The following is a 12587-nucleotide window of genomic DNA, read 5'->3' as shown; positions in this document are numbered from 1 at the left end:
CATAACAGGCTATCCAGCCCCTTTTGTGAAAGAAGTTCGAGATGTCTGACTTTGTCTACCTGCCCCCCGAAAGCGTGGAACTGCCCATGCTTCCCCTGCGGGACGTGGTGGTGTTCCCGCACATGGTGATTCCGCTGTTCGTCGGGCGCGCCAAGAGCATTGCTGCGCTCGAAGCAGCCATGGAAGCGGGCCGTTCCGTCATGCTGGTGGCCCAGAAGACGGCCGCCCAGGACGAGCCCGCCATCGACGACATGTTCGCCACCGGCTGCATTGCCTCCATTCTGCAACTGCTTAAGCTGCCGGACGGCACGGTGAAGGTGCTGGTGGAAGGGCGTCAGCGCGCGCAGGTGCAGTCCATTGCAGAGGGCGAGAAGTTCTTTACCGCCACCGTGTTGCCTGCAGCAGCCGATGCGGCTGTTGCGCAGGAATTGTCGCGCGAAGCGCAGAGCGAGATCGAGGCGCTGCGCCGTGCGCTGATGCAGTCCTTCGAGCAGTACGTCAAGCTGAACAAGAAGATTCCTCAGGAAATCCTGTCCTCCATCGGCAGCATCGACGATGCCGGCCGCCTGGCCGATACCATCGCCGCGCACTTGCCGCTGAACCTGGAAGACAAGCAGGAAGTGCTGGAGAAGATGGATATCCAGCAACGTCTGGAACTGCTGTTTGGCCAACTCGAGCACGAGGTCGACATCCTCAACGTCGACAAGCGCATCCGCGGCCGCGTCAAGCGCCAGATGGAAAAGAACCAGCGCGACTTCTATCTGAACGAGCAGGTGAAGGCGATCCAGAAGGAACTGGGAGATGGCGAAGAGGGCGCCGATCTGGAAGAGCTGGAGCGCAAGATCAAGGCTGCGCGCATGCCCAAGGCGGCGCTGGCCAAGGCCGAAGCCGAGCTGAAGAAGCTGAAACTGATGTCGCCCATGTCGGCTGAGGCAGGCGTGGCACGCAACTATCTGGATGTGCTGGTCGGCCTGCCGTGGAGCAAGAAGACCAAGATCAAGCAGGATCTGGCGGAGGCCGAGCGCATCCTGAACGAGGACCACTATGGTCTGGAGCGGGTCAAGGACCGCATCCTGGAATACCTCGCCGTGCAGCAGCGTGTGGACAAGGTGAAGGCGCCTATCCTGTGTCTGGTCGGCCCGCCGGGCGTGGGCAAGACCTCGCTGGGGCAGTCCGTGGCCAAGGCCACGGGCCGCAAGTACGTGCGCATGGCGCTGGGCGGCATGCGCGACGAGGCCGAGATCCGCGGTCACCGTCGTACCTATATTGGCGCATTGCCGGGCAAGGTGCTGCAGAACCTGACCAAGGCAGGAGCACGCAACCCGCTGTTCCTGCTGGACGAGATCGACAAGCTGGGTGCGGACTTCCGCGGCGACCCGTCGAGCGCGCTGCTGGAAGTGCTGGATCCCGAGCAGAACCATACCTTCAACGACCATTACGTCGAGCTGGATTTCGACCTGAGCGACGTGATGTTCGTGGCGACGTCGAACTCCATGAACATTCCCGCGGCGTTGCTGGACCGCATGGAGGTAATTCGCCTGTCCGGTTATACCGAAGACGAGAAGGTCAATATCGCCGCGCGCTATCTGCTGCCCAAGCAGATGACGAACAACGGCGTGAAGGCCGAGGAGCTGGAGATCACCGAAGACGCGGTGCGCGACATCGTGCGTTACTACACACGCGAAGCCGGCGTGCGCGGGCTGGAGCGCGAGCTGTCGAAGATCTGCCGCAAGGTGGTAAAGGCGGTGCAACTCAAGCAGGTGAGCGACAAGGTGGTGGTGACGGCTGATAACCTGAACGACTATCTGGGTGTGCGCCGCTATACCTATGGCCGTGCCGACGAAGCCAGCCGCATCGGCCAGGTCGTGGGCTTGGCCTGGACGGAAGTGGGCGGCGATCTTCTCACCATCGAAACTGCCATCATGCCGGGCAAGGGCAATATCCTGCGTACCGGTTCGCTGGGCGACGTGATGAAGGAATCGGTCGAGGCGGCCCGTACCGTGGTGCGCAGCCGTGCGGCACGCCTGGGCATTGCGGACGAGGTGTTCGAGAAAAAGGACATCCACATCCACGTGCCGGATGGCGCCACGCCCAAGGACGGCCCGAGCGCGGGTGCGGCCATGACGACGGCGCTGGTGTCTGCGATTACCGGCATTCCGGTGCGCAGCGATGTGGCCATGACCGGCGAGATCACGCTGCGCGGCGAGGTGACCATCATCGGCGGCCTGAAGGAGAAGCTGCTGGCGGCGTTGCGCGGTGGCATCAAGAAGGTGATCATTCCCGAAGACAACATGAAGGATCTGCAGGAAATTCCGGCCAATGTGAAGGAAGGCCTGGAGATCATTCCGGTGAAGTGGATCGACCAGGTGCTGGCGATTGCGCTGGAGCGCGAGCCGCAGCCGCTGGAGATGGCGGAGTCTGCCGGTGTGCCGATCGACCCGGCGGCCACGGCTCCGGTAAAAACCGTGCGAGCCAAGCGTCCGGCTACAAAACACTGAAAATTCGGTATATAATCTAAGGCTTCGGCGATGCAGAAATGTGCGCCGAAGCGTAGTTGAGATGTGAGTGGCATCACACTGCAAAAAATCAGAAGACTTGTAAAACTCGCTGATTTCTTGCTATAATCTTAGCTTCACGCGGGAATAGCTCAGTTGGTAGAGCGCAACCTTGCCAAGGTTGAGGTCGCGAGTTCGAGCCTCGTTTCCCGCTCCATATTCAAAGGGGAAGCTCGCAAAAGCTTCCCTTTTTTGTCCAGCCTATGGCTGGGCATTGTCCCAGACAGGGCGCGATAGCAAAGCGGTTATGCAACGGATTGCAAATCCGTCTAGCCCGGTTCGACTCCGGGTCGCGCCTCCAAAAAAACACAGCACATTCAAGCACTTAGCGTCTTATGGCCTGGGTGCTTTTTCTTTGCCTGTGCGGCATGCGTGCAAACGGCTACCCGGCTGGACGGATTTGCAATCCGTCTCGGGGCGCTCCGCTACTGATGCAAGGGGAGGTGACAGGGGATGAATGGTGCGCGTGATACCTGCGAATCGTGCAGGCGGGGATAGTCAGGCCACGCTGGTTTCGCGCAGCGCCATTTCCTTCAGTTCACGCAGAGCTTGCTGGATCGGCTTGTTCAGTTCGGGCATGCCGGTGGAGGAGGGGAAGTCCAGCAGGGAGGCTTCCATTTCGGCGTAGGTCTGGCCGGGATTGTCGCAACGTTCCATCAGGCAGTCGGCAGCGGCGAATGCGATGGCTTTCCAGGTGGCGAGCTGGTAGTGCAGGTCTTTGTTTTCTTGCATGATGGCACCCAGGTGCTGGTGAGGAGTTCAAGCACAATTCTGGGTAGCTTGCATGTCACTATTGTGACCGACCTGTCATAAACCATCCCCTTACATTCAGGGTGTTGTGCGCAGGAGGCCCTCTCGAAGTCCTGCTCGCGCAACTCCCTCAGGGTGTGGTGCGTGGGAGGTTCTGGAACGGGTCTTCGGTCTGGAAGCGCTGGTATAGCAGCGGCTGGGCCGGGGGTACGTGGCCGTTGGCGCATTGCAGGTGCTGGTCGAGATGACGCTCGGAGGCCTGCAGCAGGCGGCGGTAGAACTCGCGGCACATCAGGCGCGCCTCGTTGCCGGGCCAGTCGTGCGGCAGCAGTTCGGCGGGCAGTTCGGGATCACGCAGCAGCAGGCGGCGGTATTCGTGGATCAGCACGGTGCGCAGCAGGAAGGCGGTTTCGTCGGGGATCACGTCGCCAAGATTCTGGCGCAGCGCCTCGATCAGCGGGCGGTAGCGCTCCACGAAGGCGGTGTAATCGTTGCCGAGTTGCTCCAGGTTCCAGGCGCGCAGCACCATGTCGACATCGCGCGCGGAGTTGCCGAAGTGGTTTTCCACGGCGAGCAGCGGCATCAGTTCCTGCAGCAGTTCTCCGAGGCCGTCGGCCATCAGGGCATCGGAGGCGGCGTCCAGGTCGGCGCTGGGGTGGATGAAGCAGTCGGTGCCGAGCAGGCCGAAGCCTTGCCAGAACAGGGCGCGGCGCAGTTGCTCGCGCTGGCGCGCGGCGATGTCGCCGACGACCAGCATCAGGCGCCAGCGGCGGTCCCAGACCGGAGTGCTGGAGGCGTAGATGTGGCCCGCGGCATCTTCGATGCGCTGTTGGCCGGCAGGGGTAAGCAGGTAGTCGGCCCGGCGGCCGAAGGCTTCGGTGCGCAGCCAGCCGTCCTGCGCCAGGCGGAAGACGGTGGTGCGGATCAGGCGCTCACCCACGCCCAGGGGTTCCAGCAGGCGGATCAGGCTGCCAAGCCAGATGCGACCGCCGCGCGGGTAGATCGCATCACCGAAAGCGGAGATGATGAGCGATCCGGCGCGGATGCGGCGTTGCTGGCTGAAGGCGTCGAGATGGGCCTGGATGAGGGTGGCGGGCATGCGGCGGGTTGCGCTGGGTCAAATGCATCATTATAGGAAGGCGGCAGCTGGCTTTTCGGAGCAGCGCCAGGGTCTTCCGGACAGGGCGGACGGGAGGTGCGGAAGGCAGCGTGGATTTGCCGGCGCGCAGGGACGAACCCTGGATGCCTGGCGGGTGCGAAGGTGCCAAGGTGTTTCATGCCCTTGTGCATGGGCGATGCCCTCGCGATGCGTGCGGGCGAGTCAGCCTGGCCTGGTTGCGGAGGGGTCGGGAGCGGTGGAGCCGAGCTGCCGTGAGAGGGCTTGCGCGGCTTCGCGCAAGGCGTGCATGGCCGGGCTGTCTTCGCCCAGGTCGCTCATGCCGGCGATGCCGACGACGACCAGGGCCATGGTGATTTCGTTGCGGAAGTTGAACACCGGTGCGCCGAGTGCCTGCACGCCGCCGGCAAAGTAGTGCTCGCCGATGGACACGGCGCCTTGTCCGCGGATCTGGGAGAGGCGCTGTTGCACGTCTGCCATGGTGCGCATGGGGGCGTCGGCGGGCTGACGGGCCAGTTCGGCCTGGATCAGGGCCGAGGTGCGGCGCTCGGGCAGCCAGGCTGCAAACACCAGACCGCTGGCACTGTTGAGCAGTTCTACGCTGACGCCGGTGACCACGTTGACGGTGATGGGCCGGCGGGGCCGTTCCCAGCGCACGATGACCGGGCCGTTGGCGCTCCAGACTGCCAGGGCGGTGGTTTCGTTGATCTGGTTGCGCAGCTGGGAGATGGCTTCCAGGCCGAGACGAATGCGGTCGATGCGGTTGACGGCGGCCAGACCGATGTTGAGAGCAAACGGGCCCAGATCGTAGTGGGAGGTGGCGGGGTCCTGCATGACCAGGCCGGCGCGGATCAGGCTGACCAGATAGCGGTGCGCCTTGGCCGGTGGCATGTCGGCCTGCAGGGCGATGTCCTTGAGCATCATCGGGCCCTGGCTGTTGACCAGCACGCGCGCCACGGACAGGCCGATTTCCAGCGATTGCACGCCGCTCTTGCTGTCTTTTCCTGGCTGGATCATGAAGCGCATCCTCCTGGGTCAATGAAAAAACGGTGCAGTGCAGAGGCACCGCACCGTTCGCGGGGAGACAGCCGCCCCCGCGCCTCGATCGGGGGCAGGCGTCAGTTCGCCGTGCTGAGCAGATGGGAGGCGTCGGCCACCGTAGGCTGCTGCTGGGCGAAGAAGCCTTCAGTGTAGATCATGCCGTCCTGTGCTCCGAGCGCCTTGACGGCATCGACGCAGGTGGCGACGAACTCCGGGCTGCCGGCGGCAAAGATGGTGTGTTTGGACAGGTCGGGGAACATGGAGGGCAGCACCTCGTTGACGCGGCCGTGCAGGAAACCGTCCTTCTGTTCGCGCGTGAGGGTGACCTTGTAGTCGAAGTTGCGGTGCTTGGTGCGCCACCAGGCCATCATGCCGTGACCGTACACGTCGGGCTCGGTGCGGGCGGAGAACAGCAGGGTGACAGGCTTGCGGAAGCCGCGGCGCAGCGCGGTTTCGGCCAGCGCCATGATAGGGGCCAGGCCGGTGCCTGCGGCCAGGCAGAGGATGGGAGTATCGACCGCCGGGTCGCCGATGAAGGTGCCGTAGGGGCCAGAGAGCTTGACGTTGTCGCCGATGGTGAGGGTGTCGTGCACCCACTGGCTGGTGGGGCCGTCATCGGAGCGGGCGATCTGCAGGGTGATTTCGCCATCGGGACGCGGGGCGTTGGCGATGGAGAAGGCGCGGGCCGGGATGTTGTTGCTGCCGGGGCCGAGCGTGACGTACTGGCCGGGCCAGTAGCGCAGCGGCTTGCCGACCGGGCGCAGGCGCAGTTCGACCACGCGGGCGGCCACGATGCGCTTGTCCACCACCACGAACAGGGCGTTTTCGCGTGGCGGGAATAGCTTGGGCTTGGCGTCTTCCGTGCCCCATTCGATCACCAGTTCGTCGGAGATGGGCTTGGCCATGCACATGAGGCCGAAGCCCTGGCGGCGGTCTTCCTGCGAAAGGGCCATGTCGAGCACCATGCCCTGATCGAACTGGCCGGAGAGAACCTTGACCTTGCATTCGCCGCAGGCGCCGGCGCGGCAGTTGTTGGGCAGGGCGAAGCCGGCCTTTTCCAATGACATGAGCACGGTGTCGCCATAAGCGCACTCGACGGATTTGCCGGAAGGCTGCATCACGATGCGGGCCATGTGTGTCTCCTGAATGTTTCTGGTTATCGTCTGCTTGTGGGGGTTTTCGGGTGCGCTTCCTGCGAAAGAAGCGCACCGGGAAACCGCCGCGAGGGCGGTGACCGGCAGATGCCGCGCGAGGCGGCACCTTGCGGACGGTATTCCGGGATCAGAACACCGGGATGATGTCTTCCATGTCGATGTCGGACACTTCCTGGCCGGTGATGCCGACTTCGGGGATGGCGGGGAACGGGATGTTGTAGCGGTCCAGCACGCCTTTCAGGTTGAGCATGGCGTTCTTCCAGTTTTCCAGCTTGGCTTCGTAGGTGGGGATGCCGAAACCGGCCATGCGCGCCACTTCCTCGGCTTCACGCTGGTTGGCGATGAAGTCTTCGGGCAGGTCCCAGAATTCCATCGGGGGCTCGAACAGCACGGCAGACAGGAACAAATAGCCGGCGCGGATCTGCTTGGTGACCACGGCTTTGGTTTCCTCGGCGATCTTCGGATAGTCGCGCTCCATCACGGCCATGCAGATGGCCATGTGACGGCCTTCGTCGCGGCCGATGTTCTTGAAGCCTTCCTTGAACACGGCCTCGCGGCTGTTCTCGTACATCTGCTTGAAGATGGTGGCGGCAGCGATTTCGCCCATCAGGAAGGAGCTGAACAGCACGGCCAGGGAGTACTTCGGCACGGCCTGCTTGTAGCCGGTCCAGTAGCGCGAGCCGTTGAAGTACAGCCACTTGGTGTTCTTCTGCAGACGCTTGCCCAGTTCGGTCTTGGGCTCGTAGGTGATGGGATCCGGGTGGCCCAGCAGTTTGGTGATGGCCAGGCCACACATGATTTCGTGGTTCTGCTCGTCACGCTGGACGGAGAAGAAGCACTTGCGCACCGGATCTTCCTCGTGCACTTCGTAGGTCTTGATCAGGGCTTCGGCGAAAACCGGCGGCGCGGAGGCGTCGAATACGGAGAGCAGGGTCCACCAGTAGGCGATGGCCTCGCGCTCTTCCCAGGAGTAGCTGTCCACGTCCAGCGTGTCCCAAGGCAGTTTTTCGGGTTCCCAGTTCTCGCGCAGGGCGGCTTCCCAGACTTCCTGCAGCTTCTGGGTGTGCGATTCCCACGACAGGGGGTACACGTTGGGTTGTTCGATCTCGGGCGGAAATTCCATCTTGTCCGCGAAGCGTTCCTTATGGCTGGCCATGTCTCATCTCCTCATAGGTTGGTACGGTGCAATGCCAGCCTGCCTCGGCTGGTCTGGAAAAACTATAACACACAGAAAAATAAAAACAACAAGATCATGTATCACATAAGCAAAGAATAGAGCCAATTTGGCCGGTTTCATGATCGCTTAAGAAGTGTTGATGATGATTTATCCACATGATTTATCAATGGATTTACGCTATTTTTACTTCCTTCGAAATGTGTTTCACTAATCGTAAACCCTAGTGTGGATTTGTTCAATTGATACTATAAAATTTGCCTCAACAACGATTCGTGTAGCACGACAAGTGCCAAACCCGCAGCGAACCGACTGCTGCTGAACTGGAGACGAGAACAATGAGCCATCCCCTGTACGAGAAGCACAAGGCCACCCTGGAGGCAGGCCTCAAGGCCTTCGGCGAGCGCAGCTACTGGTCTGCCTACAACGAGATGCCCAGTCCCAAGGTCTATGGCGAAGAGGCACCGGCAGCCGGCAAACAGGCCTTTGACGATCTGCTGGGCAAGCAGTTCGAGTTGGACCAGCCCGGCAGCAGCGGCTGGCAGGGCAGCGAAAAGTCGCCGTATGGCATCGAGCTGAACGTGCAATACCCGGCGTGCGATGTCGATACGCTGGTGGCTGCGGCCGAGAAGGCGATGGAGTCCTGGCAGGCGCTGGGCCTGGAAGGCCGTACCGGTGTGTGTCTCGAAATGCTGGAGCGCCTGAACAAGCAGAGCTTCGAAATTGCCCACGCCGTGATGCAGACCACTGGCCAGGGCTGGATGATGGCGTTCCAGGCGGGCGGCCCGCATGCGCAGGACCGCGGCCTGGAGTCCGTGGTGGCGGCACATCAGGTGCAGATGCTGTCTGCGCCCAGTGCACGTTGGGAAAAGCCGCAGGGCAAGAATCCGCCGCTGGTGATGAAGAAGCATTTCGAGCTGGTCGGCAAGGGCGTGGGCGTGGTGATCGGCTGCGGCACGTTCCCCACGTGGAATACCTATCCGGGCCTGTTTGCTGCATTGGCCACGGGCAATGCCGTGATCGTCAAGCCGCACAGCAACTCGATCCTGCCGGCTGCCATTACCGTGCGCACCATGCGCGAGGTGCTGAAGGAGCAGGGCGTCGATCCCAACCTGGTAAGCCTGTGCGTGACCGGCGGTCATGCCGATACGCAGAAGCTGGTGACGCATCCGGCTGTCAGGTCGGTGGATTTCACCGGCGGCAACAGCTTTGGCCACTGGCTGATCGACAACTGCAAGCAGGCCACCGTGTACGCCGAAATGGCCGGCGTGAACAACGTGGTGATCGATTCCACCGATGCCTACAAGGCGATGCTGCGCAATCTGGCGTTCACGCTGTCGCTGTATTCCGGCCAGATGTGCACCACGCCGCAGGCGATTCTGGTGCCGGCCGGCGGCATCGAGACGGATGAAGGCCACAAGAGCTACGACGATGTCTGCAATGACCTGGCCAAGTCGGTGAGCGGCTTCCTGTCCAAGCCGGAAGTGGCGCATGCGGTGCTGGGTGCGATCCAGTCCGACGCGACGGCAGACCGCATTGCCGAAGCGGCTGCCGGCCACCATGGTCGCGTGATTCTGGCGCCGCAGAAGCTGGACAACCCCGAGTTTCCGCACGCTTCGGTCAGCACGCCGGTGCTGATTGCCGTGGATGCTGCGGACGAGAAGGCTTACATGGAAGAGCGCTTCGGCCCGATCAGCTTTGTGGTGAAGACGGCGGATACGGCGGCTTCGATTGCGCTGTCCGAGCGTCTGGTGAAGGAGTGCGGTGCGCTGACGGTGAGCGTGTATTCCACCAGCCGCGATGTGATCAACGCCATGATCAAGGCGACGCAGCGCTCCAAGGTGGCGCTGTCGATCAACCTGACGGGTGGCGTGTTCGTGAATCAGTCGGCGGCGTTCTCCGACTACCACGGCACGGGCGGCAACCCCGGTGCCAACGCCTCCTATACCGACCTGGGTTTTGTCGCCAACCGCTTCGTGGTGGTGCAGTACCGCGAGCATGCGTGAGGGCGGCATGGACTACCAGAACATTCTCTACAGCGTGCAGGATGGCGTGGCCCGCCTGACGCTGAACCGCCCCGACAAGCTCAACAGCTTCACTGGCGCCATGCATGCGGAAATCCGCCATGCGCTCGACCAGCTGGAGCAGGACGCCGGCGTGCGCGTGCTGCTGCTGACCGGCGCCGGCCGCGGCTTTTGCGCGGGGCAGGATCTGGCGGATCCCGATGTGGCCCCGGTGGACGGCAAGCCGGCGGATCTGGGAGCGGCTGTCGAGCGCAACTATCGGCCCTTGATCCTGCGTCTGCAGAACCTGCGCGTGCCGACCGTGGCGGCCGTGAATGGCATTGCAGCCGGTGCCGGCGCCTCGCTGGCGCTGGCCTGCGATCTGGTGATTGCCACGCAATCTGCCTCGTTCCTGCAGGCCTTCAGCAAGATCGGGCTGGTGCCGGATACCGGAGGCACCTGGTTCCTGCCGCAACGCGTCGGCATGGCGCGCGCCATGGGTCTGGCGCTGCTGGCAGAGAAGCTGCCTGCGCAACAGGCGGCCGACTGGGGCCTGATCTGGGCCGCTGTGGCCGACGAGGAGTTTGCGGCGCACGTCGACAAGCTGGTGCAAATGCTGGTGCAGGCGCCGACCAAGGCGCTGGTGCGTACGCGCCAGGCCATGCACGCCGCTGCCGGCCATACGCTGGAGCAGCAACTGGCCATGGAAGGCGGTTTCATGCGCGAGCTGGGCTGGAGCCACGACTACAACGAGGGCGTCGCCGCCTTCATGGCCCGGCGCGCGCCGCAGTTCAAGGGGGAATGAGCATGGCGGCATTGCCTCTGCAAACCGTGATCGGCGTGGTGGGCACCGGCGCCATGGGCGCCGGCATTGCCCAGGTGGCAGCGGCCGCTGGCCATCCGGTGCGCCTGTTCGACAACCGCGCCGGTGCGGCCGAGCAGGCCGTGGCCGGCATCCGCCAGCAGTTCGACAAGCTGGCGGTCAAGGGCAAGCTGTCGCAGGACGATGCTGCAGCTGCTGCCGGCCGTCTCACCGCCGTGAATAGCCTGCAGGAGCTTGCCGGTTGTGGTCTGATCGTCGAAGCCATTGTCGAGAAGCTGGAGGCCAAGCAAGGCCTGTACAACGAACTGGAAGGCATCGTGGGGCAGGATTGCATTTTCGGCACGAACACGTCCTCGATTTCCGTGACGGCAATTGGTTCGGCGCTTCAGCATCCGCAGCGGCTGGCGGGCATGCACTTCTTCAATCCGGCGCCGCTGATGAAGCTGGTGGAGATCGTGTCCGGCCTGGCGACCGATGCTGGCGTGGCGCAGACCCTGTTCGATACGGCTACCGCCTGGGGCAAGCGCGCCGTGCATGCCAGGTCCACGCCGGGCTTCATCGTGAACCGTGTGGCACGCCCGTACTACGCCGAGGCGCTGCGCCTGGTGCAGGAGGGTGCTGCCGACCATGCCACTATCGATGCCGTGATGCGCGATGCGGGGGGCTTCCGCATGGGGCCGTTCGAACTGATGGACATGATTGGCCACGACGTGAACTTTGCCGTGACCAAGTCGGTGTGGAGTGCTTATTTCTACGACAAGCGCTTCCAGCCCTCGCTGTTGCAGCAGGAGCTGGTGGAGGCGGGCTTTCTGGGCCGCAAGAACGGCCGGGGCTTTTTCGATTACCGCGAAGGGGCCGTGCGTCCCGAAGCACGGGCTTTTGCTGCCATGCCGGCGCCTGCAGACGTTGCCATCGTGGGCGAGTCGCCTGCCGCGGCTGGTCTGGCGCAGCGCCTGCATCTGCAGGGCATCGATTTCTCGCGCAAGCCGGTCCATGCGGACGGGCGCATTGCCGAGGCCGGCGAAGCCGTAATCTACCTGACGGATGGCCGCACGGCCGCCCGGCGCGCCGCGCAGAACGGTGTGGACAACACCGTGCTGATCGACCTCGCGCTGGACTACACCCAGGCCAGCCGTGTTGCCCTGACGGCCGCCGCCAGCGCCCGCGAGCAGGCGGTGCAGGATGCCGTGGGCCTGCTGCAATCCGCCGGGCTGATGGTTTCGCCGCTGAAGGACGTTCCCGGCCTGGCCGTGATGCGGACCGTGGCCATGCTGGCCAACGAGGCCGCCGATGCCGTGAACCAGGGCGTATGCAGTGCCGGCGATGCCGATGCCGCCATGCAGCTCGGCGTGAACTACCCGCGTGGCCCCTTGCTGTGGGCCGAGCAGGTGGGCCTGAACGCCGTGCGCGACACGCTGGCCCATCTTGGAAATATCTACGGCGAGGATCGCTATCGCATCTCCCCGCTGCTGCAGCAACGCATCGATGAAGGAAGGAAGTTCCATGAATAACAACACGGCAGAGCAGCAGCTCGCGCTGGATGTGGCCGAAGCCATGTGGTCGCGCGACCAGGCGGCGCAGGCATTGGGCATGGCGATTGTCGAGGTACGCCCCGGCTACGCGGTGCTGACGATGAAGGTGCGGCCCGACATGGTCAACGGCCACCACATCTGCCACGGCGGCCTGATCTTCACACTGGCCGACACCGCCTTTGCCTACGCCTGCAACAGCTACAACCACAACACCGTGGCTTCGGCCTGCCATATCGACTTCCTGTCTCCGGGCAAGGAGGGCGATCTGCTCGAAGCCGAGGCGGTGGAACGTTCGCTCTCGGGCCGCACCGGCGTGTACGACATCACCGTGCGCGTGGCCGGCGGCAAGACCGTGGCGCTGTTCCGCGGCAAGAGCTACCGCATTCAGGGCGAAGTGATCGCGGGGCTGCAACAGGCCGTTTGAGCCTGGGCCCACCG

10 protein-coding genes and 2 tRNA genes are annotated in these 12587 nt (G+C 63.4%); 7 read left to right on the top strand and 5 right to left on the bottom strand.

Translation table 11 applies throughout. From position 1 onward, the window contains the following. Positions 1-41 precede the first annotated feature (41 nt). The 3 genes from lon (at position 42) to KKQ75_RS04590 (ending at position 2856) form a co-directional block, all read left to right on the top strand. Positions 42-2498, top strand: coding sequence for an endopeptidase La (gene lon / locus KKQ75_RS04600; RefSeq protein ID WP_213360656.1), 2457 nt, complete (start codon positions 42-44; stop codon positions 2496-2498). 138 nt (positions 2499-2636) lie between these two features. Then, positions 2637-2712, top strand: a tRNA-Gly gene (locus KKQ75_RS04595). Positions 2713-2782: 70 nt separating this feature from the next. Then, positions 2783-2856, top strand: a tRNA-Cys gene (locus KKQ75_RS04590). 197 nt (positions 2857-3053) lie between these two features. Here the strand turns inward: KKQ75_RS04590 and KKQ75_RS04585 are convergent. The 5 genes from KKQ75_RS04585 to KKQ75_RS04565 all read right to left on the bottom strand — a co-directional run bounded on the left by KKQ75_RS04585 (position 3054) and on the right by KKQ75_RS04565 (position 7773). Further along, complete coding sequence (locus KKQ75_RS04585) at positions 3054-3287, bottom strand: hypothetical protein (protein WP_213360654.1); 234 nt, start codon at positions 3285-3287, stop codon at positions 3054-3056. Between the two features lie 148 nt (positions 3288-3435). After that, the gene (gene paaX, locus KKQ75_RS04580) at positions 3436-4404 is read right to left on the bottom strand and encodes a phenylacetic acid degradation operon negative regulatory protein PaaX (protein ID WP_213360652.1); all 969 of its coding nucleotides are present in this window, start codon (positions 4402-4404) and stop codon (positions 3436-3438) included. Between the two features lie 222 nt (positions 4405-4626). After that, the gene (locus tag KKQ75_RS04575) at positions 4627-5439 is read right to left on the bottom strand and encodes an IclR family transcriptional regulator (RefSeq protein WP_213360645.1); all 813 of its coding nucleotides are present in this window, start codon (positions 5437-5439) and stop codon (positions 4627-4629) included. Between the two features lie 101 nt (positions 5440-5540). Further along, positions 5541-6596 carry a 2Fe-2S iron-sulfur cluster-binding protein gene (locus KKQ75_RS04570; protein ID WP_213360644.1) on the bottom strand — a complete coding sequence of 352 codons (1056 nt, stop codon included), beginning with the start codon at positions 6594-6596 and terminating at the stop codon, positions 5541-5543. Between the two features lie 148 nt (positions 6597-6744). Continuing rightward, complete coding sequence (locus KKQ75_RS04565; protein ID WP_250131003.1) at positions 6745-7773, bottom strand: hypothetical protein; 1029 nt, start codon at positions 7771-7773, stop codon at positions 6745-6747. A gap of 356 nt (positions 7774-8129) precedes the next feature. On the opposite strand from KKQ75_RS04565, the gene paaN reads away from it, so the two are divergent. From paaN to paaI, 4 genes are read left to right on the top strand one after another with little or no spacing between them, the layout of a single operon-like run. Then, positions 8130-9797 (top strand): phenylacetic acid degradation protein PaaN, encoded by a 1668-nt coding sequence (gene paaN / locus KKQ75_RS04560; protein WP_213360643.1) that lies wholly within the window; start codon positions 8130-8132, stop codon positions 9795-9797. A 7-nt stretch (positions 9798-9804) separates the two neighbouring features. Further along, positions 9805-10599, top strand: coding sequence for a 2-(1,2-epoxy-1,2-dihydrophenyl)acetyl-CoA isomerase PaaG (gene paaG / locus KKQ75_RS04555; RefSeq protein ID WP_213360642.1), 795 nt, complete (start codon positions 9805-9807; stop codon positions 10597-10599). A gap of 2 nt (positions 10600-10601) precedes the next feature. Beyond that, complete coding sequence (locus KKQ75_RS04550) at positions 10602-12128, top strand: 3-hydroxyacyl-CoA dehydrogenase (RefSeq protein ID WP_213360641.1); 1527 nt, start codon at positions 10602-10604, stop codon at positions 12126-12128. Continuing rightward, positions 12121-12573 (top strand): hydroxyphenylacetyl-CoA thioesterase PaaI, encoded by a 453-nt coding sequence (paaI, locus tag KKQ75_RS04545; RefSeq protein ID WP_250131002.1) that lies wholly within the window; start codon positions 12121-12123, stop codon positions 12571-12573. Before KKQ75_RS04550 ends, paaI begins: the two co-directional genes overlap by 8 nt. Positions 12574-12587: the final 14 nt, after the last annotated feature.

The organism is Brachymonas denitrificans, assembly GCF_907163135.1.
Classification (GTDB): Bacteria; Pseudomonadota; Gammaproteobacteria; order Burkholderiales; family Burkholderiaceae_C; genus Brachymonas; species Brachymonas denitrificans_A.
The sequence above is the reverse complement of the archived record's forward strand: the minus strand, read 5'-3'. Positions and strand labels throughout refer to the sequence as shown.

Bases quoted from the DNA above. Each gene is read 5' to 3' on its own strand.
- lon (WP_213360656.1), top strand. From the start codon at position 42: ATGTCTGACTTTGTCTACCTGCCCCCCGAAAGCGTGGAACTGCCCATG.
- KKQ75_RS04585 (WP_213360654.1), bottom strand. From the start codon at position 3,287: ATGCAAGAAAACAAAGACCTGCACTACCAGCTCGCCACCTGGAAAGCC.
- paaX (WP_213360652.1), bottom strand. From the start codon at position 4,404: ATGCCCGCCACCCTCATCCAGGCCCATCTCGACGCCTTCAGCCAGCAA.
- KKQ75_RS04575 (WP_213360645.1), bottom strand. From the start codon at position 5,439: ATGATCCAGCCAGGAAAAGACAGCAAGAGCGGCGTGCAATCGCTGGAA.
- KKQ75_RS04570 (WP_213360644.1), bottom strand. From the start codon at position 6,596: ATGGCCCGCATCGTGATGCAGCCTTCCGGCAAATCCGTCGAGTGCGCT.
- KKQ75_RS04565 (WP_250131003.1), bottom strand. From the start codon at position 7,773: ATGGCCAGCCATAAGGAACGCTTCGCGGACAAGATGGAATTTCCGCCC.
- paaN (WP_213360643.1), top strand. From the start codon at position 8,130: ATGAGCCATCCCCTGTACGAGAAGCACAAGGCCACCCTGGAGGCAGGC.
- paaG (WP_213360642.1), top strand. From the start codon at position 9,805: ATGGACTACCAGAACATTCTCTACAGCGTGCAGGATGGCGTGGCCCGC.
- KKQ75_RS04550 (WP_213360641.1), top strand. From the start codon at position 10,602: ATGGCGGCATTGCCTCTGCAAACCGTGATCGGCGTGGTGGGCACCGGC.
- paaI (WP_250131002.1), top strand. From the start codon at position 12,121: ATGAATAACAACACGGCAGAGCAGCAGCTCGCGCTGGATGTGGCCGAA.